The sequence below is a fragment of the Klebsiella planticola genome, from assembly GCF_000783935.2.
Taxonomy (GTDB): domain Bacteria; phylum Pseudomonadota; class Gammaproteobacteria; order Enterobacterales; family Enterobacteriaceae; genus Klebsiella; species Klebsiella planticola.
The window spans coordinates 2,158,837-2,177,662 of sequence record NZ_CP026047.1 but is presented as its reverse complement, the minus strand read 5'-3'; the positions used below and the strand labels follow the sequence as shown (position 1 = coordinate 2,177,662).

Sequence of the window (18,826 nt, the reverse complement as noted above, 5' to 3'; positions counted from 1 at the left end):
CACCTTATACTAAAAAGATGAGAAAAAGAAAAACCCCCGAGCATTTCTGCCCGGGGGTTTCTTTGTTTCTAAGGGGTATAGCGCACGATTACATCATGCCGCCCATACCGCCCATGCCACCCATGCCGCCAGCAGCGCCTAAATCGGCTGCGTCGCTTTTCGGCAGGTCGGTCACCATGCACTCGGTGGTGATCATCAGACCAGCAACGGATGCAGCGTACTGCAGAGCAGAACGCGTCACTTTAGTCGGGTCCAGGATACCGAAGTCGATCATGTTGCCGTATTCTTCAGTTGCCGCGTTATAACCGTAGTTGCCTTCACCCGCTTTCACGTTGTTAGCAACAACAGACGGCTCTTCGCCGGCGTTGGACACGATCTGACGCAGCGGAGCTTCCATTGCGCGCAGCGCAACTTTGATACCGACGTTCTGATCTTCGTTCTGAGCGGTCAGGCCAGCCAGTTTAGCGGCAACGCGCACCAGCGCAACGCCACCACCGGCAACAACACCTTCTTCTACCGCAGCACGGGTTGCGTGCAGAGCATCGTCAACGCGCGCTTTTTTCTCTTTCATTTCAACTTCGGTCGCTGCACCGACTTTGATTACCGCAACGCCGCCAGCCAGTTTCGCTACGCGCTCCTGCAGTTTTTCACGGTCGTAGTCAGAGGTCGCTTCTTCGATCTGCTTACGGATCTGAGCAACGCGGCCCTGAATTGCGCCTTCTTCACCCACGCCATCGATGATGGTGGTGGTGTCTTTGTTGATCACAACGCGTTTCGCCTGACCCAGGTCTTCCAGCGTCGCTTTTTCCAGCTCCATACCAATCTCTTCAGAGATGACGGTACCGCCAGTCAGGGTAGCGATGTCCTGCAGCATAGCTTTACGACGGTCGCCGAAGCCCGGTGCTTTAACAGCAGCGACTTTCACGATACCGCGCATGGTGTTGACCACCAGAGTGGCCAGCGCTTCGCCTTCAACGTCTTCAGCGATGATAACCAGCGGTTTGCCTGCTTTCGCAACGGCTTCCAGAACCGGCAGCATTTCGCGGATGTTGGAGACTTTTTTGTCAGCCAGCAGGATGAACGGGCTTTCCAGTTCAACAGCGCCAGTTTCCGGCTTGTTGATGAAGTACGGGGAGAGGTAGCCACGGTCGAACTGCATACCTTCAACAACGTCCAGTTCGTCTTCCAGACCGGTACCGTCTTCAACGGTGATAACGCCTTCTTTACCGACTTTATCCATCGCTTCCGCGATCAGTTTACCTACGGTTTCATCGGAGTTAGCGGAGATGGTACCAACCTGAGCGATAGCTTTAGAGTCGGAGCACGGTACGGAGAGCGTTTTCAGTTCTTCAACGGCAGCCACGACAGCTTTGTCGATACCGCGTTTCAGATCCATCGGGTTCATGCCAGCAGCAACGGCTTTCAGGCCTTCTGCGATGATAGCCTGAGCCAGTACGGTTGCGGTGGTGGTACCGTCACCTGCAGCGTCGTTCGCTTTAGAGGCAACTTCTTTCACCATCTGCGCACCCATGTTTTCGAACTTGTCTTCCAGCTCGATTTCACGCGCTACGGAAACACCATCTTTGGTGATGGTCGGTGCACCGAAAGATTTATCCAGAACCACGTTACGGCCTTTCGGGCCCAGGGTCACTTTCACTGCATCTGCCAGTACGTTCACGCCGCGCAGCATTTTTACACGAGCGTCGTTACCGAATTTTACGTCTTTAGCTGCCATTTTTTCTATTCCTCAAATTCGTTCAGTTTCGCGCGCGAATTACGCTTCAACAATTGCCAGAATGTCGCTTTCAGACATGATCAGCACTTCTTCATTGTCGATTTTTTCAGATTTCACACCGTAGCCGTCGTTGAAAATAACGATGTCGCCAACTTTAACGTCCAGCGGCTGCACAGTTCCGTTTTCCAGGATGCGGCCCTTACCGACAGCGATGATTTCGCCACGAGTTGATTTGGCTGCCGCAGAACCGGTCAGAACGATGCCGCCTGCAGATTTGGTTTCAACTTCTTTACGTTTGACGATCACACGATCATGTAACGGACGAATACTCATTGATAGCTCTCCTTTGAGAAAGTCATTATCAGTTATGGGTGACACCGGCCCGTATACGGTTTTCCGGCTAGTGCCTGAGAGATGGGGGTGGGTTTTCGCGCTTCAAGGGGGAAAGTTAAAAAAAAATTTTTCCTCGTGCGCTGACGCACAGAAACAGATGCCGGTTTGCCATCGTCATAAGCAAAAACGATTGTGATACCATCGATCTTTTGTCAGGGCAGGATGGCATCATGAGTGGTTTAAAACAGGAGTTAGGTCTGGCTCAGGGAGTGGGGCTGCTTTCTACGTCGCTACTCGGCACCGGCGTCTTTGCCGTTCCCGCTCTTGCCGCACTGGTGGCGGGAGATAACAGCCTGTGGGCCTGGCCCGCGCTCATTTTGCTGGTCTTCCCGATCGCTATCGTCTTTGCCGTCCTTGGCCGTCACTTCCCCAGCGCGGGCGGCGTGGCACACTTTGTCAATATGGCATTTGGTTCCCATATGGAACGCGTCACCGGCTGGCTGTTCCTGTCGGTCATTCCGGTTGGGCTACCGGCGGCGCTGCATATAGCCACCGGCTTCGGCCAGGCGCTGTTTGGCTGGCACGACAGCCAACTGCTGCTCGCGGAGCTGGGGACGCTGGCCATCATCTGGTGGGTCGGGTCGCGGGGCGCAAGCTCCAGCGCGAATCTACAAACGCTGGTAGCGGTTCTGATCGTCGCGCTGATCGTCGCTATCTGGTGGCGCGGCGGGATTAGCCCGGCGCAAATCCCCTTTCCGGCGCCGGCGGATATCGATCGCTCCCGCCTTTTTGCCGCCCTGTCGGTGATGTTCTGGTGTTTCGTCGGCCTTGAAGCCTTCGCCCATCTGGCATCGGAATTTAAACGCCCGGAGCGCGATTTCCCCCGTGCACTCATGATCGGCCTGCTGCTGGCGGGCTCCGTTTACTGGGCCTGTACCGTACTGGTCCTGCATTTTCATGCCTTCGGCAGCGATATGGCCGCCGCCGCATCGCTGCCCAATATCGTGGTGCGCCTGTTTGGCGTGCAGGCACTGTGGATCGCCTGCGTCATTGGCTATCTCGCCTGCTTCGCCAGCCTCAATATCTATATCCAGAGTTTTGCCCGTCTGGTCTGGTCGCAGGCGCAGTACAAGCCAGAAAGCTATCTCGCCCGCCTCTCGCCGCAGCAAATCCCACGCAATGCGCTCAACGTGGTGCTGGGCTGCTGTGTCATCAGTACGCTCGCCATCTACTGGCTGGATATCAACCTCGATGCGCTGATCGTCTATGCCAACGGCATCTTTATTATGATTTATCTGCTGTGCATGCTGGCGGGCTGCCGGTTACTGCGGGGGCGCTATCGGGTTCTGGCGTTCATCGGGAGCCTGCTCTGCCTGTTGTTACTGGCGATGGTCGGCTGGAAAAGCCTGTACGCTCTGCTGGTGATGGCGGCGCTGTGGCTGTGGCTGCCAAAGCGCCGTCCGGCGGCGCTTCCCCACCATCATTGAGAATGAAACAGCCCATAAAAAAGCCGGATAGCGCAACGCATATCCGGCTCATCAGCTATATCACCGTATCAACCCGGCCTTGCCGGGCCTGAGGGGTTAGCGGTCGTCTTTATGATCCAGACGGTCGCGCTCTTCATCTTTGCGCTGGAACTCCCCGTCAAAGGTCTCACCGCCTCCGGTTCCCGCGCTAAAACCACCGCCGGGCATCCGGCTAAAGCGTAAGTGCGGCATCAGCTTCAGGGTCAGGTGTTTCTGTACCGGCGGCAGCAGAAGCAGCAGGCCGAGGAAATCGGTAAAGAACCCCGGCAGCAAGAGCAGCAGACCGGCGATAATCAGCGAGACGCTTTTAATCATTTCTGCCGCCGGGCTTTCACCAGCCGCCATTTTCTGCTGCATCAGCATAAAGTTTTTAAAGCCCTGGTTGCGCACCAGCGACATACCGACCACCGAGCTAAAGATCACCAGAATCAGCGTCAACAGAACGCCAAGCACGTGAGCCACCTGGATAAAGATCGATATCTCAATGTAAACGTATAAAAAAATGGCAATAAACGGAATCCAACGCACTGGCGTCTCCTTCATTAGCGGGGTTCACTATCGGCCCCCGCAGTCATCGGTGTGCTTTTCGCATCACATCAATATTGGGCTCAAACAGCACATTTCAATCGGCAGAAGCGCTTATTTTTTCCAGGAACGGCAAAGCGGTGACTCATTTCACAGATTAATAATTCTTATACCCTTCTCGACATAATAAGTGATCAAGGTTGCTGACATTCGCTATCATCAGCATATGATCGTGGGCACCGGGCCGATTAAGGAAATAATCTTCGGCAAGAAAATGCGCAAAATCCCATAAATTCTGCGTATTTGGTGAATTCATTGGCAGCTTGAAAAAGAAGGTTCACATGTTAAACAACATTCGTATCGAAGAAGACCTGTTGGGTACCAGGGAAGTTCCAGCTGACGCCTACTATGGTGTTCATACTCTGAGAGCGATTGAAAACTTCTACATCAGCAATAGCAAAATCAGCGATATCCCCGAGTTCGTGCGCGGCATGGTGATGGTCAAAAAGGCCGCCGCGATGGCCAACAAGGAACTGCAAACCATTCCTAAAAGCGTCGCGAATACCATTATTGCCGCATGCGATGAAGTTCTGAATAACGGTAAATGCATGGACCAGTTCCCGGTTGATGTGTTCCAGGGCGGCGCAGGGACATCCGTCAACATGAACACCAATGAAGTGCTGGCCAATATTGGCCTTGAGCTGATGGGCCATCAGAAAGGTGAATACCAGTATCTGAACCCGAACGACCACGTTAACAAATGCCAGTCCACCAACGATGCCTACCCGACCGGTTTCCGTATCGCGGTTTATGCGTCCCTGCTGAAATTAACCGACGCCATCAACCAGCTGGGTGACGGTTTCCAGAATAAAGCCGTCGAATTCCAGGATGTCCTGAAAATGGGTCGTACCCAGCTGCAGGACGCTGTGCCGATGACGCTCGGCCAGGAGTTTCACGCGTTTAATGTTCTGCTGAATGAAGAAATCAAAAGCATTCTGCGCACCGGAGAGCTGCTGCTCGAAGTTAACCTCGGCGCCACCGCCATCGGTACGCGCCTGAATACGCCGGATGGCTACCAGCAGCTGGCGGTACAAAAACTGGCGGAAGTCAGCGGCCTGCCGGTGATTCCGGCGGAAGATCTGATTGAAGCCACCTCCGACTGCGGTGCCTACGTGATGGTACACAGCTCGCTGAAGCGTCTGGCGGTGAAACTGTCCAAAATCTGTAACGACCTGCGCCTGCTCTCTTCCGGCCCGCGCGCGGGTCTGAACGAAATCAACCTGCCGGAGCTGCAGGCGGGTTCCTCGATCATGCCGGCGAAAGTTAACCCGGTCGTCCCGGAAGTGGTCAACCAGGTCTGCTTCAAGGTGATTGGCAACGACACCACGGTGACCATGGCCTCGGAAGCCGGTCAGCTGCAGCTGAACGTGATGGAGCCGGTTATTGGCCAGGCGATGTTTGAATCTATCCACATCCTGACTAACGCCTGCTACAACCTGCTGGAAAAATGCATTAACGGCATCACCGCCAATAAAGCGGTGTGCGAAGGCTATGTGTATAACTCCATCGGTATCGTCACCTACCTCAACCCGTTTATCGGCCACCACAATGGCGATATTGTCGGCAAGATTTGCGCCGAAACCGGCAAGAGCGTAAGGGAGGTTGTCCTGGAGCGTGGATTACTGACCGAAGCGGAGCTGGACGATATTTTCTCTCCACAAAACCTGATGCATCCGGCCTATAAAGCGAAGCGTTATACCGATGAAAGCGAACAGTAAGCTTTCAGGTTAAACTAGCCAAAGGCATGTCAGCAATGACATGCCTTTTTTGCTTTTTTAGGTTTACTAAATCACAACAATTCAATATCAACTTGTTAAAAAACAAGGAAGGCGTATATGTTTGGTGCAGAACTCGTGATTGTCCTGCTGGCGATTTACCTGGGGGCCAGGCTCGGCGGTATCGGCATCGGCTTTGCCGGTGGTCTGGGCGTCCTCGTCCTGACGCTCCTCTTTCAAATCAAACCTGGCGCGATCCCCTTCGACGTCATTGAAATCATCATGGCGGTTATCGCCGCTATTGCCGCCATGCAGGTGGCCGGAGGCATGGATTATCTGGTCAGTCTTGCCGAGCGTATGCTCAGACGCCATCCGAAATACATTACCTTCCTTGCTCCGCTGGTCACCTGGTTTATGACCGTCCTGGCGGGAACGGGTCATACCGCGTTCTCTACCCTGCCGGTGATTACCGAGGTTGCGAAGGAGCAGGGCATTCGCCCGTCCCGCCCGCTGTCTATCGCCGTCGTCGCCTCGCAGATTGCCATTACCGCCTCGCCGATTTCCGCTGCGGTGGTCTTTTTTGCCGGGATCCTCGAACCTCTGGGCGTGAGCTATCTGACGCTGCTGGCCATCTGTATTCCGGTGACGCTGATTGCGGTAATGATCACGGCGGTTGTCTGTAACTTCCTCGGCTGCGAACTGAAAGATGACCCGATTTATCAGGAGCGTCTGGCAAAAGGTGAAGTGAAGCTGCGCGGGAGCCAGGTTTTCGAGCTGAAGCCGCATGCAAAACGTTCGGTGCTGCTGTTTCTGATCGGCATCGTGGCGGTCATGTTCTACGCCACCGCCATCAGCGATACCGTCGGGCTGATTCAGAACCCGGTGCTGCCGCGTAACGAAGCGATCGTAGTGTTCATGCTGACCATCGCCACGCTGATTAGCGTCACCTGCAAAATCGACACCAGCGAAGTGCTCAACGCCAGCACCTTTAAATCCGGGATGAGCGCCTGCGTCTGTGTCCTGGGCGTCGCCTGGCTGGGCGATACTTTCGTCAAAGCGCATATCACCGACATCCAGACCGTAGCCGGCGACCTGCTGCACAACTATCCGTGGCTGCTGGCGGTGGTGCTGTTCTTCGCCGCGACCCTGCTCTACTCCCAGGCCGCGACCACCAAAGCGCTGATGCCGGCTGCGCTGCTGCTTGGCGTCACCCCGCTGACCGCCATCGCCTCGTTTGCTGCCGTCTCCGCGCTGTTCGTGCTGCCGACCTATCCTACGCTGCTGGCGGCGGTCGAAATGGACGACACCGGGTCAACGCGTATCGGCAAGTATGTCTTTAATCATGCGTTCTTGATCCCAGGGGTGATTGCCATCACCCTGTGCGTCATTCTGGGGTTCATCATTGGCGGCATCATGCTGTAAATCTGCTTAAATTCGGGCCAGTTTCTGGCCCGTTTCATTATTCCCCTCATCGTGCGTGCTATAGTGCCTCTTTTCGCTGATACGAGGTTCACGATGACTACGCCTGATGCTGTTGTTGTTCTCTGTACCGCGCCGGATGAAGCCACTGCCCAGGATCTGGCGGCCAAAGTGCTGGCCGAAAAGCTCGCCGCCTGTGCCACGCTCCTGCCTGGAGCGACATCGCTCTACTACTGGGAAGGCAAGCTGGAGCAGGAGTATGAAGTGCAAATGCTGCTGAAAACCGACCGGGCTCACCAGCAGGCGTTACTGGATTGCCTGAAGTCCCATCACCCGTATCAAACCCCCGAATTACTGGTTTTACCCGTCACTCACGGAGACACTGATTACCTCTCATGGCTCAACGCATCATTACGCTGATTCTGCTGCTCTGCAGCACATCCGCTTTCGCCGGCTTATTTGACGCCCCCGGGCGTTCTGACTTTGTTCCCGCAGACCAGGCTTTTGCCTTTGATTTCCAGCAGAGTCAGCGGGACCTCAACCTGACCTGGCAAATCAAAGAGGGTTACTATCTCTACCGCCAGCAGATCAAACTGACGCCGGCGAATGCCACCCTCGCCGCGCCGACGCTGCCGCCCGGGACCTGGCATGAAGATGAGTTTTACGGCAAAAGTGAGATTTACCGCCAGCGGCTGACCATCCCGGTGACGCTGAACCAGGCGGAAAAAGGGGCAACGCTCACCGTGACATATCAGGGCTGCGCCGACGCGGGCTTTTGCTATCCGCCAGAGACGAAAGTGGTGCCGCTTCGCACGGTACTGGCCGCCTCCGGCAGCGAGTCGGTCCCCGCCCATCCGGCGCTCCCCGCGTCCGGACAACCCAAATTTAATCCGCCGCTGCCGGTGGAAAAGCGTCCTGAGCTGGCCTCGCAACCCGAGCAGTCTGTCCGACAAGAGAAGAGCGACGCCGGCGATAATGCGCCAGCCAGCCTGCCCTTCTCCGCGCTATGGGCGCTGCTGATAGGTATCGGTATCGCCTTCACGCCGTGCGTGCTGCCGATGTATCCGCTGATCTCGGGTATTGTCCTCGGCGGCAAACAGCGGCTCTCTACCGGACGAGCGCTGCTGCTGGCGTTTATCTACGTGCAGGGGATGGCGCTGACCTATACCGCGCTGGGGCTGGTGGTCGCCGCCGCCGGTTTGCAGTTTCAGGCGGCGTTGCAGCATCCGTACGTACTGATTGCCCTGTCTGCGGTCTTTATCCTGCTGGCGCTGTCGATGTTTGGTCTGTTCACGCTGCAGCTGCCCTCATCGCTGCAAACCCGCCTGACGCTGATGAGCAACAAACGCCAGGGGGGTTCACCCGGCGGCGTCTTTGCGATGGGAGCCATTGCCGGGCTGATCTGTTCGCCCTGCACCACCGCGCCGCTGAGCGCCATCCTGCTGTATATTGCCCAGAGCGGCAACCTGTGGCTCGGCGGCGGTACGCTGTATTTGTATGCGCTGGGCATGGGGCTGCCGCTGATCCTCGTCACCGTATTTGGCAACCGTCTGCTGCCGAAGAGCGGCCCGTGGATGAGCCATGTGAAGACCGCGTTCGGGTTTGTGATCCTGGCGCTGCCGGTTTTTTTGCTGGAGCGTATCGTCGGCGAGCCCTGGAGCCTGCGCCTGTGGTCGCTGCTGGGCGTGGCCTTCTTTAGCTGGGCTTTTATTACCGCGCTCGGCGCATCCCGCCCCTGGCTGCGCCTCGTGCAAATCATTCTGCTCGGTGCGGCGCTGGTCAGCGCGCGTCCGCTGCAGGACTGGGCTTTTGGCGAGCCGGTAGCCCGGCAGCAGTCACATCTGGCCTTTACGCGGGTCGCTAACATCGCAGAGCTCGACCAGGCGCTGGCGCAGGCAAAGGGTAAACCGGTTATGCTCGACCTGTACGCCGACTGGTGCGTCGCCTGCAAAGAGTTTGAAAAATACACCTTTAGCTCGACCGAAGTACAACAGGCCCTGAAAGAGACCGTTCTGTTGCAGATAGACGTGACCAAGAACAGCGCCGAGGATGTGGCACTGCTGAAACACCTGAAGGTGCTCGGCTTGCCGACCATTCTGTTCTTTAATGCGCAGGGCGAAGAGCAGCCCGCGCAGCGCGTCACCGGCTTTATGGATGCGGCGACATTCAGCGCCCATTTGCACGATTGGCAACCGTGAACGACACTTTAGGAGGAAAAATGGAGGAGAAGACCGTGCAACGTGAAGATGTCCTGGGTGAAGCCATACAAATTCTCGAAATTGAAGGTATTGCCAACACCACGCTGGAAATGGTCGCCGAACGCGTCTCTTACCCGCTCGCTGACCTCAAACGTTTCTGGCCCGATCGTGAAGCGCTGCTGTACGATGCGCTGCGTTACCTCAGTCATCAGGTTGATGCCTGGCGCCGTCAGCTGTTGCTCGATGACACGCTCACGCCAGAGCAAAAGCTGTTGGCGCGCTACGGCGCATTAACCCAATGCGTGAGCAACCATCGCTATCCCGGCTGCCTGTTTATCGCCGCCTGCACCTTTTATCCGGACGCCCAGCACCCTATCCATCAGCTGGCGGAACAACAAAAGCAGGCGTCTCTGGCCAATACCCACGAACTGCTGACCCAGCTGGAAGTGGACGACCCGGCGATGGTGGCCAAACAGATGGAGCTGATTGTCGAAGGCTGCCTGAGCCGTCTGCTGATAAAACGCAGCCAGGCGGATGTCGATACCGCCCAGCGTCTGGCGGAAGATATTCTGCGGTTTGCCCAATGTCGTGCGGGTGGCGCATTAACCTGATTGTGCCTTTCCCGATGCGAATCCGCATATCTCTCCCCCGCAAGAGGACGCGTGAGGGCAACCGCGTCCCCGCCCTCTGACCGGCCGTAGGTAATTGAGTGCCGCACGGGTTGTCAACAGAGATGCAACTTGGAGTGCGAAGGGTATAATTCCCCCTACATCGATATGTCTACAGGGATTTATATGCGTCCTCTCCTATGGGCTGCCATCATGGGGCTATGCCCTGCATCGCTCCTGGCCGCGCCTGTTCAGGGTTTTTCTTTCGCGCATAAAGACTGGGAAGTCGCCTGCGATAACACCGGCACCTGTCGGGCCGCAGGTTATGGTGTCAACATGGGGGAAATCAGCGTCCTGTTGACCCGTAATGCGGGCGCCGGACAGCGCGTAAGCGCTCAGGTGACCTTCGCCCAGACCGATCATGATATTCCCCAGGACGCCACGGTTAACCTGCTGATCGACAATCAGGATCGCGGTACGCTTGAGGCCAAAGACGACAGCCATTTTCGCTTCGATAGCAGCCAGACCGCCGCCCTGATTCAGGCGCTGGAGCATGACAATCACATCGAGATTGCCCTTAACGGCCAGCGTAAACCGCTCTCCAGCGCGGGCAGCAGTGCGGTGTTTCTGAAGATTGATGAGTTTCAGCAGCGCCTGGGCAGCGCAGATGCGCTGGTGCGAAAAGGCGATGCCGACGATGACAACACGCTCAGCACCGTTCCGGCTCCGGAAATTATCGCCGCCCCGACGATCCGCAACGCCCAGAGCGAACCGCTGACGGCAAAGCAGCGGCAGAAGCTGCTGCCAGCGCTGACCCCGTTGCTGAACAGCCGCTGTGATGACTGGCAAAATAAAGATATTCCGTCGCAGGAGCGGCAGATCACCGCAACCCCCCTCGATAAAACCCATTCGCTAATCGAGGCCCTGTGCTGGCGTGCCGCCTATAACGACGGCTACGCCATGTGGGTGGTGGAGAATACCCCTCTCGCCAAACCACAGCTGATCACCACCGATGCATCGAGCTATGCCGATGGCGTAATCACCTTTTTCATGAAAGGGCGCGGCATCGCCGACTGCGTCAACGGCGAGGAGCGGGTCTGGGACGGCAGAACCTTCGTGCAGAGTCTGAAATACACGACCGGTATGTGTCGTGAAATCACCCCTGGCGGCACCTGGATGCTGCCCACGTTCGTCAGTCAGGTACGGCCAAAACAGCAGAAGGACGCCGATAATCTGGCGCTCAAGGCGCTGTATAACGCCGTGCTGAAAGAGCAAAAGAGCGACCCGGAACTGGCGTTGAAAAAGGTTGCCGCGCAGTTCCCGCTCACCGGGCACGTCACGAACTTTACGCTGACCTACGCGGACGACTCTCTGGTATCGACCAACAAACCCGCGGTCGATATCAGCGACGATGAGTGGCAGGCTTTTCTGCACTCCGATATCAGCGCTGACTCAGAAAACGGCAAGGTCAGCTTCACGCTGGTCGATCTTGATAACGACGGTAAGCGCGATTTAATCATCGACAGCTATATCGGCGGGACCGGGCTCTTCAGCTACACCGGCGTGCTGAGGCGGGGGGATAATACGTTTGATACCGTCGATAATAGCGATACCGATGACGACGATGATTTTGACGCTGGCGTACCCGGGGCGCTGTTTTCCCTCAACGGCCGCGGCGCCAATCAGTGGAACCAGTGGGTCAGAATCAACGGCCAGGTGTATGCGCTGTGGTACAACGGCCAGTTCGGCGAAGACAACCTGTATCTGCTGCGCCCCTTCAGCCCGACGGACAGAAGCCCTGCCGTGACGATCCGCTATCGCTACAGGCTGGAGACGCTAAGTTCACCGGAAAAAGGCCAGCCGCTGACGCCGGCGCTCACGGCACAGGAGCGCGACGATTTACTCAAATCGCTGGACCTGATGCAAAGCAACCTGCTGAAAGATAAAAAAGATCACGCGGAAGATGGCCCCATCTGCCCTATCCCGCCCGGTACCTCATCAGAGGAAGCGGATAATTACTACAGCGGCGTCGCCTCTTACTACGTCTATGAAACGGTGGCCTATATCCCCGTCTGGCTCGGTGGAAAATGCTTCATTGGCACCGTTATCAGCCATCATGGCGCCTACCGCCACGGCGTCGATGCGGAAATTATGATCGGCTCGCCGCGAGAAGACGAAGACCTCATTGGCGGCTACTCCGTATCCGGGTTGCGCCGCGTTATCTCTGCCGTCAGCGGCTGGAAAATCCGCGAAGGTGACAACGGGATGATGTGATGAACCCGCAAAAGGTCCCTTTCGCGGCAAAACTGCCGCAAAGTTAAGCAATCAGCAGGGAAATCAAGAAATTTGGTTGACGCACAGGATGGATTACGGTTTAATGCGCCCCGTTGCCCGGATAGCTCAGTCGGTAGAGCAGGGGATTGAAAATCCCCGTGTCCTTGGTTCGATTCCGAGTCCGGGCACCAAAATTCATATTAACGGACCTCTACGGAGGTCCGTTTTTGCATTCTAAGCCCGCAGAAATCAACACTTCTACAATATCTTAACTCCACCCAACTCAATCAACTTCACCCCACAGCAAATCCCTTACGAGGGTACAACTGCGGGTATCGTCTAATTCGATAAAATTTATCCCCCTTTTACTCTCAGGAGCCCCCCACCCCTGGCGCTCGATGGCGCTAAAATCCGTGCAGCTAAATCGGATGAAAAAGCTCATAAACTGGCCGACAGTGGCAACATATTTTTGCTCGTTCGCCCTAATGACTCCCGCCACTGGCGATTGCGCTAGCGCTTTCCGGGCCCAGCGAAAACGCTCACCCTGGGTTTTATATTGATTCATTTATTTGATAAATATAATTTTTCTTCTCATCCCCTCTTCACACTTTAATAAATTTTATCTCTGCGTATTGCAAATTAAATCGCCAGCCATATAATTGAGTGAGTAGTCAGTCATTTAATTAATGGCCATGACAAACGCAGCAACTCACCGCCAGGCCATGCGCCGAGCTTATCAACCGAGGATACAAAGATGACGTCTAAAACTGAAAAGTGGTTTATTACCGGAGCATCCGGTGGCCTGGGTCTGGCGCTGACCCGTCGTGTGCTGGAAGCGGGCAATACCGTCGTGGCCGCAGTGCGTAACCCCGCCGCGCTGGCCGAACTGCAGCAGCAGTTTGCCGGACAGCTTATCACCGAGAAACTGGATGTGACCGACTATGCCCGCCTACCTGCTATCGCGAAAAAGCACGCCGATAGCGATGTCATCGTTAACAACGCCGGCGGGGCGATAATCGGGGCGATGGAAGAGTTCACCGAACAGGAAATTGAGCACCAGTTTGCCCTGAACCTGCTCTCCCCGGTACATATTACCCGCGCATTCCTGCCAGCATTGCGCGCTAAAAAGCAAGGACGGCTGATCTATATCACCAGCATGGGCGGCCGCGTCGCTTTCCCAGGTGGTGCGTTCTATCATGCCGCGAAATATGGACTTGAAGGGTTTGCTGAAAGCACGGCGCAGGAAGTGGCGGAGTTCAATATCAAGGTGCAAATCATTGAGCCCGGCTCCATTAAAACGAACTTCCAGGCGAATGTGCGCTGGACTGAAGAATCCGACGCCTACAAAAACGGTACCGTGGGCCAACTGCGTCGCTGGATTGCCGAACACGGCGAAGAGAGTAACGCAGGTGACCCGCAAAAAATGGCTGATGCCATCTATACCTTGAGTCAGCAGGCAGAGCCACCGCTGAGAACCGTGCTGGGTGCCGATGCTTTCCAAATCCTTAAAGGCAGCTATGAGAAGAGCCTGCAGTCGCTGGAGGAGCAAAAAGCGGTGTCCGTCTCCGTGGTCATCGAAGGTAAAACCGGGTTTATTCCCGAGTAATATTTTTCCCCGTTGTTTGTCTGCGCGGGAGCAAAGCCGAAAATCCATCGGCTAAATCCATTACACTAGGCGGAGATGGTACTAACCCCGGAGACGCTGGAATGGCAAGACCCCTAAGTCCGCAAAAACAGGCGGCACTTCTGGAGGCCGCGGTGGCGATTGTTGCGCAGAGCGGTTTGTCGGCTACAACGGCCAGCATTGCTAAACGCGCGGAAGTAGCGGTAGGCACGTTGTTTACCTACTTCCCCACCAAAGAGCAGCTGCTGAACGAAGTCTATTTAATGCTGAAGCAGGATATGTCTGACCTGCTGGTGAGCGGCTACCCGAAAGACGCCGATTTTCACACGCAGATTATGCATATCTGGCGAGCCTACACGGAATGGTCGCTGAAAAATCCGGATGGAAAGCAGGTGCTCAGGCTGCTGACGGTGTCAGATCTGCTTACGCCGGAGACGCTCGCCAGGACGCCGGAGGCGCTGAATCAGGTGGATAAGATGTTTGATGAGGCAATCAAGCAGTCGCTCTTCGCCACCGATTGCAAAACGTTTATCTATGCCATTATTCAAAATATCGCTGATGCCACCAGCGAGCAAATTGTTCGGCATCCGGAAGAGAAAGATAAATTGCTGCAGCTTGGTTTTACTATGATGTGGCGCGCTATTACGGTTTAAACGTAAATAGTTCGCTCGTTCCCTGAATATAACTTAAAGAGTCGGTAGTTTATTTACTACCTGCTCTTTACTGCACTTTTTTTTTAAAATTTCAGAGTCATTAAATATGAAGATTAAAACACAGTTTAATTTTAATAGTACTGCCAATGAAGTTATTAAAGGTCAGGATCTCAGCGATAAGCGTGCCGTGGTGACCGGTGCGGCATCAGGCATCGGTCTGGAAACAGCAAGGGCGCTGGCTGGCGCAGGCGCTGAGGTTACGCTGGCGGTAAGGAATATAGAGGCAGGCAAGCAGGCCGCTGAAGATATTATTCGCAGCACCGGCAATAAAAATATCCATGTTGCTTATTTGGATCTCACTGACAGAAATTCTATTGCCGAATTTACTTCTTCGTGGTCCGGTGCTCTGCATATTCTAATTAATAACGCGGGCGTAATGGCCATGCCGGAAACCCGAACCCGGGAAGGTTGGGAAGCGCAATTTGCTACCAACTACCTTGGCCATTTTGCTTTAACCAAAGGGCTATATGGGGCGCTGAAAAAAGCGGGCGGCGCAAGGGTCGTCGTCGTGAGCTCCAGCGGCCATCACTTTAGTCCAGTGGTGTTCGACGATATTCACTACCATATTCGTCCTTACGATCCGTGGACGGCTTATGGTCAGTCGAAAACGGCGATGGTGCTGTTCGCCGTGGAAGCTTCCCGTCGCTGGAAGGAGGAGGGCATTTTCGTTAACGCGGTAATGCCCGGCGCGATTAAATCAAACCTGCAGCGGTACTCGGGAGAGTTACCGGTACCGGAGCACTTGTGGAAAAGCACCCAGCAGGGAGCCGCCACGTCAATTGTGGTCGCAACGCTACCTGAACTGGAGGGCGTTGGCGGGCGCTATTTCGCCGATTGTAACGAGGCAGAGCTGATTACGCGTACCAGCGGAGACCGCATGACCGAGTTTTCAGTGGTTGCGGGTTGGGCGCTGGATAAAGCCAACGCGTCGCGCCTGTGGGATCTGACGGAAGATCTACTAAATTGATACCAGACGGGCCTCCTGACAGGAGGCCGGCAAACAGAGCTTCGGCAAGAGATAGCGCATGAAAATTGTGATTGTAGGTTCCGGCGGCATGGTTGGGCAGGGTGTGTTGCTGGCAAGCCTGGCGGCAAAAGACGTGAGCGATATTATTCTGCTCGTCAGAAAACAGCCTGAAGGCGAGCATGACCCCCGAATTCGTTATGTGGTGAACGGCGACCTGCTGGACTTTGACGCGGCGGACCCGCTGTTCGACGATGTTGATGCGTGTTTCTTCTGCGCCGGGATGAGTTCATCCGGAGTCAGTGAGGAAGTGTATCGACGCGTCACTTACGACATGACGCTGCGGGTTGCCGGGCAGCTCAAAGCCCGCAGCCCGCAGATGAAGTTTGTTTATGTCTCCGGCGCAGGCGCAGACAGTAGCGGAAAGAGTTCGCAGATGTGGGCGCGTGTGCGTGGCGAAGTAGAAAACAAACTGCTGATGCTGTTTCCCGGCCATGCTGCGATTTTCCGACCAGCGTTTATTTTGCCTACGCCAGAAGTGCAGTCCCGAACCCCGACTTACCGGCTTTTATATACCGTGGTTGCCCCCGTCATGCGCCTTATCAGCGCCACTACCGGAAAGCGATTTTTATCTATTATCGACATTGGCAACGCGATGCTGAACATCACGCGTTTTGGCGTGGAAAAAACTGTTATGACAAAGTCGGATATTGTGGCCTGTGCAGATCGTCATCGCTGAACCGGGTAACACAGGTGATTAGCCGATGTTAGCCTGTTTGGTCGCCGGCATGCCCGGCGTTTGACCGGTCATGCTGCGGTAGGTAACCGGGGCGGGTAGCGCGATCGGTTCGCTGGCCTTGAGCGAATGCTGATGATCCTTGACAGCAGTCCTGCTCCTGACAACCGCGCTGATGTCACTCGTCGTCCCGGCGATCATTTTGATGCAAACAGGCATGGCCCCGGTATGAAGATGAGAAGTTTGTGGCTAAATACTTTCAGGAGGGAGCAGCCTATATCAGCGTCAAAAGGCCATTCCGAGCCCGACCTCTTATTTAAAAAAACCAACCTAAGGGCTGGTTTTTTTGCTTGCTGCCATACGGACTCTTCATCGAGCTCCGTTCGATTATTCGCGGCACGCCGCTCACCCCTTCGAAGCCAGCGCGTAAACCGCAATCCTTTCTTGCTCTTCTCCTCCCATCAGCGCGTCCCTGCACGAGGAAAGACTCTGTACACTAGCGAGTAAAGTGGTTCATCACACAAGCATATCGCGGTGAAAACTGATCGCCGATAACGACCGTCTCACTATCAATACGTTTGACCATGTACAGCTTGTCCGCACGCTCATAGGCGTCAAAAAAAAGATAATCGATAGCATCAGGCGCATTATCATCTGGCGACTTTTCACGCCCTGACGGATTAATCGCATACACCCCCGCCGCATGTCCCAGGGGCCGGGAATAACGAAAGAAAAGCTTACGGTCAACAACATACTGACCACTTTCAGCTTTCAACGATCCCTGCACTGACAAGGAAAAATAGCCAGAGTGATAGCTGGTAATCAACAAAATCCCCTCAAGATCCATTTTTGACTTATGTATATCAAGGGACGAACTGAATTCAGATGAACAAGAAAAGCTAATTTCGTTCTTTTTGGCATCTCTGTTCACCAGTAAATAAGCTATCAGCGCCCCCCCAATAATGATGATCACCAATGCCCATAAATAAGGGGATAGATCCCTCTCAGTCTTCATACCACTCCTCACGATGATGATACTGACTATGGCAATGGTAATAACCATTGTTGTATCCACACTCCGCAGCAAATGTCCAGTTGATCAGGTCATAGTTACTGGCCCAGGTATTGAGATAAAGGTCTTTTTTCACTGAACAATCAGGAGTAATACCGGCTTCCTGAAAAATATCCTGAGCTCTCTTCTCGGTAATATTATCGGTGCTGGCATTTCCCAGAATATGAATTTGACATTGCTGCCAGCTGACGGTCCTGAGGACTGAAACATCAACCATCGGAATTTCATCGGGTATCCATGTCCACCAATATGTCGCCAGCACGGCAATACTGGTAATTAACCCCGTCAGACCGATCGTCCAGCGACTCGCTCTCTTTCGGCCTTTTCTGGCATCAGAAACAGCCGTTACAGGCTCCCCCGCTTTTTGCGGCTCCTCCAGCAGTTGAAAATGAATAACAAACTCACCGATTCTGAACCCCATTCGAGGAACCGTTACCACAACCTCAGCCGGGTGTCCGATAGAAGTAATAACTTTACGTATAAAGGAAACATGCTGATTCAGGTTTGCATCGGTTGCTCTGGCGCCATTACGCTGAAAAACATTAAGAAGAATCTCGTCGCGGGTAGAAATGTCGTTACCATTTTGCAACAAATAAAGAAGCAATTGCGATGCGACATTATTGAGAGTACCAGTCTTACCGGATGCAACGTCTTTTAAGGAGTTTTTATGCGGTCTGAATACGATACCATCGCCAATAATTACGGATTTAATCTTATCTATTGGGATATGAGAAACCAATGATGTCTCCTTGATACAGGAATATCCTTGAATAAATGTCTGAGGCGCTAGCATATCACAATTCATTTATCATTTTAGAATTTATCAGAGATCGCTTTATTAGCTATTTCATAACATCTATTTAATATTATACATATAGCCGAATACTTCACAGACAAAAAATGGCTATCCTGTTGTCATCTCTACACTTTGCCCCTCTTTTCTTTTTTCACAAAAAATTTATAAATGTTCTACGGTAGCCACTTCTGACTAAATAAAAATACAAACGACAGATAAAAACACTATAAATAACGGTAAATACAAAATATAAAACCATTATAAAGATCAAAAAACAATCAAAACAACATAAACAGTTGATAAGAAGAAGCCACAACAACAGGATCAGCTGAGTTTGATTCAATCCCACATTTTGCGTTGCCTCATTTTTCCACCGACTTAATATAGGTCGCCGAAACAGTGTTGATGGTTGCTTTTGATAATTCCGCGTTGATTATTACTTAGCTCACTCGCAGGGGATATTGATGGCCAGGAGCGGTATCACGCTATTGCCTTCAGTCGACAAAGGTATTTCAGGCAGGACATTCC

General features: G+C 54.0%; 16 protein-coding genes and 1 tRNA gene. 12 read left to right on the top strand and 5 right to left on the bottom strand.

Annotated features, from left to right (window positions below; translation table 11 throughout):
* Positions 1-88: 88 nt before the first annotated feature.
* Both groL and MC50_RS10540 read right to left on the bottom strand, forming a co-directional pair.
* Positions 89-1,735, bottom strand: coding sequence for a chaperonin GroEL (groL, locus tag MC50_RS10545; RefSeq protein WP_004856960.1), 1,647 nt, complete (start codon positions 1,733-1,735; stop codon positions 89-91).
* Positions 1,736-1,774: 39 nt separating this feature from the next.
* Positions 1,775-2,068 carry a co-chaperone GroES gene (locus MC50_RS10540; protein WP_003855929.1) on the bottom strand — a complete coding sequence of 98 codons (294 nt, stop codon included), beginning with the start codon at positions 2,066-2,068 and terminating at the stop codon, positions 1,775-1,777.
* Between the two features lie 230 nt (positions 2,069-2,298).
* Here MC50_RS10540 and yjeH point away from each other — a divergent pair, with 230 nt between their 5' ends.
* Positions 2,299-3,555 carry an L-methionine/branched-chain amino acid transporter gene (gene yjeH, locus MC50_RS10535; RefSeq protein WP_032697139.1) on the top strand — a complete coding sequence of 419 codons (1,257 nt, stop codon included), beginning with the start codon at positions 2,299-2,301 and terminating at the stop codon, positions 3,553-3,555.
* Between the two features lie 96 nt (positions 3,556-3,651).
* Here yjeH and MC50_RS10530 read toward each other — a convergent pair whose 3' ends face one another.
* Positions 3,652-4,122 (bottom strand): FxsA family protein, encoded by a 471-nt coding sequence (locus MC50_RS10530; RefSeq protein WP_032689856.1) that lies wholly within the window; start codon positions 4,120-4,122, stop codon positions 3,652-3,654.
* Positions 4,123-4,460: 338 nt separating this feature from the next.
* On the opposite strand from MC50_RS10530, the gene aspA reads away from it, so the two are divergent.
* The 11 genes from aspA to MC50_RS10465 all read left to right on the top strand — a co-directional run bounded on the left by aspA (position 4,461) and on the right by MC50_RS10465 (position 16,433).
* Positions 4,461-5,897 (top strand): aspartate ammonia-lyase, encoded by a 1,437-nt coding sequence (aspA, locus tag MC50_RS10520; RefSeq protein WP_032689857.1) that lies wholly within the window; start codon positions 4,461-4,463, stop codon positions 5,895-5,897.
* 117 nt (positions 5,898-6,014) lie between these two features.
* Positions 6,015-7,316 (top strand): anaerobic C4-dicarboxylate transporter, encoded by a 1,302-nt coding sequence (locus tag MC50_RS10515; protein WP_004856943.1) that lies wholly within the window; start codon positions 6,015-6,017, stop codon positions 7,314-7,316.
* 93 nt (positions 7,317-7,409) lie between these two features.
* Positions 7,410-7,733, top strand: a complete 324-nt coding sequence (cutA, locus tag MC50_RS10510; protein WP_004856939.1) for a divalent cation tolerance protein CutA — start codon at positions 7,410-7,412, stop codon at positions 7,731-7,733.
* Positions 7,709-9,511, top strand: coding sequence for a protein-disulfide reductase DsbD (locus MC50_RS10505; RefSeq protein ID WP_047663812.1), 1,803 nt, complete (start codon positions 7,709-7,711; stop codon positions 9,509-9,511). Before cutA ends, MC50_RS10505 begins: the two co-directional genes overlap by 25 nt.
* A 35-nt stretch (positions 9,512-9,546) precedes the next feature.
* The gene (locus MC50_RS10500; RefSeq protein ID WP_015585335.1) at positions 9,547-10,122 is read left to right on the top strand and encodes a transcriptional regulator; all 576 of its coding nucleotides are present in this window, start codon (positions 9,547-9,549) and stop codon (positions 10,120-10,122) included.
* Positions 10,123-10,305: 183 nt separating this feature from the next.
* Positions 10,306-12,393 (top strand): DUF1176 domain-containing protein, encoded by a 2,088-nt coding sequence (locus tag MC50_RS10495; protein WP_047663811.1) that lies wholly within the window; start codon positions 10,306-10,308, stop codon positions 12,391-12,393.
* Between the two features lie 115 nt (positions 12,394-12,508).
* Positions 12,509-12,584, top strand: a tRNA-Phe gene (locus MC50_RS10490).
* Positions 12,585-13,147: 563 nt separating this feature from the next.
* Positions 13,148-13,999 (top strand): SDR family NAD(P)-dependent oxidoreductase, encoded by an 852-nt coding sequence (locus MC50_RS10480; RefSeq protein WP_032697136.1) that lies wholly within the window; start codon positions 13,148-13,150, stop codon positions 13,997-13,999.
* Between the two features lie 101 nt (positions 14,000-14,100).
* Positions 14,101-14,670 carry a TetR/AcrR family transcriptional regulator gene (locus MC50_RS10475; RefSeq protein ID WP_047663806.1) on the top strand — a complete coding sequence of 190 codons (570 nt, stop codon included), beginning with the start codon at positions 14,101-14,103 and terminating at the stop codon, positions 14,668-14,670.
* Between the two features lie 106 nt (positions 14,671-14,776).
* Positions 14,777-15,697 (top strand): SDR family NAD(P)-dependent oxidoreductase, encoded by a 921-nt coding sequence (locus MC50_RS10470; protein ID WP_047663804.1) that lies wholly within the window; start codon positions 14,777-14,779, stop codon positions 15,695-15,697.
* A gap of 58 nt (positions 15,698-15,755) precedes the next feature.
* Positions 15,756-16,433 (top strand): NAD-dependent epimerase/dehydratase family protein, encoded by a 678-nt coding sequence (locus tag MC50_RS10465; RefSeq protein WP_047663803.1) that lies wholly within the window; start codon positions 15,756-15,758, stop codon positions 16,431-16,433.
* A 493-nt stretch (positions 16,434-16,926) separates the two neighbouring features.
* Here MC50_RS10465 and MC50_RS10455 read toward each other — a convergent pair whose 3' ends face one another.
* The gene (locus MC50_RS10455; RefSeq protein ID WP_032697131.1) at positions 16,927-17,445 is read right to left on the bottom strand and encodes a FidL-like protein; all 519 of its coding nucleotides are present in this window, start codon (positions 17,443-17,445) and stop codon (positions 16,927-16,929) included.
* Positions 17,435-18,241, bottom strand: coding sequence for a winged helix-turn-helix domain-containing protein (locus MC50_RS10450; protein WP_047663802.1), 807 nt, complete (start codon positions 18,239-18,241; stop codon positions 17,435-17,437). Before MC50_RS10450 ends, MC50_RS10455 begins: the two co-directional genes overlap by 11 nt.
* Positions 18,242-18,826: the final 585 nt, after the last annotated feature.

Coding starts and splice junctions, on each gene's coding strand:
- MC50_RS10495 (WP_047663811.1), top strand. CDS start 10,306: ATGCGTCCTCTCCTATGGGCTGCCATCATGGGGCTATGCCCTGCATCG.
- groL (WP_004856960.1), bottom strand. CDS start 1,735: ATGGCAGCTAAAGACGTAAAATTCGGTAACGACGCTCGTGTAAAAATG.
- aspA (WP_032689857.1), top strand. CDS start 4,461: ATGTTAAACAACATTCGTATCGAAGAAGACCTGTTGGGTACCAGGGAA.
- cutA (WP_004856939.1), top strand. CDS start 7,410: ATGACTACGCCTGATGCTGTTGTTGTTCTCTGTACCGCGCCGGATGAA.
- MC50_RS10505 (WP_047663812.1), top strand. CDS start 7,709: ATGGCTCAACGCATCATTACGCTGATTCTGCTGCTCTGCAGCACATCC.
- MC50_RS10515 (WP_004856943.1), top strand. CDS start 6,015: ATGTTTGGTGCAGAACTCGTGATTGTCCTGCTGGCGATTTACCTGGGG.
- MC50_RS10465 (WP_047663803.1), top strand. CDS start 15,756: ATGAAAATTGTGATTGTAGGTTCCGGCGGCATGGTTGGGCAGGGTGTG.
- MC50_RS10480 (WP_032697136.1), top strand. CDS start 13,148: ATGACGTCTAAAACTGAAAAGTGGTTTATTACCGGAGCATCCGGTGGC.
- MC50_RS10455 (WP_032697131.1), bottom strand. CDS start 17,445: ATGAAGACTGAGAGGGATCTATCCCCTTATTTATGGGCATTGGTGATC.
- MC50_RS10475 (WP_047663806.1), top strand. CDS start 14,101: ATGGCAAGACCCCTAAGTCCGCAAAAACAGGCGGCACTTCTGGAGGCC.
- yjeH (WP_032697139.1), top strand. CDS start 2,299: ATGAGTGGTTTAAAACAGGAGTTAGGTCTGGCTCAGGGAGTGGGGCTG.
- MC50_RS10540 (WP_003855929.1), bottom strand. CDS start 2,068: ATGAGTATTCGTCCGTTACATGATCGTGTGATCGTCAAACGTAAAGAA.
- MC50_RS10470 (WP_047663804.1), top strand. CDS start 14,777: ATGAAGATTAAAACACAGTTTAATTTTAATAGTACTGCCAATGAAGTT.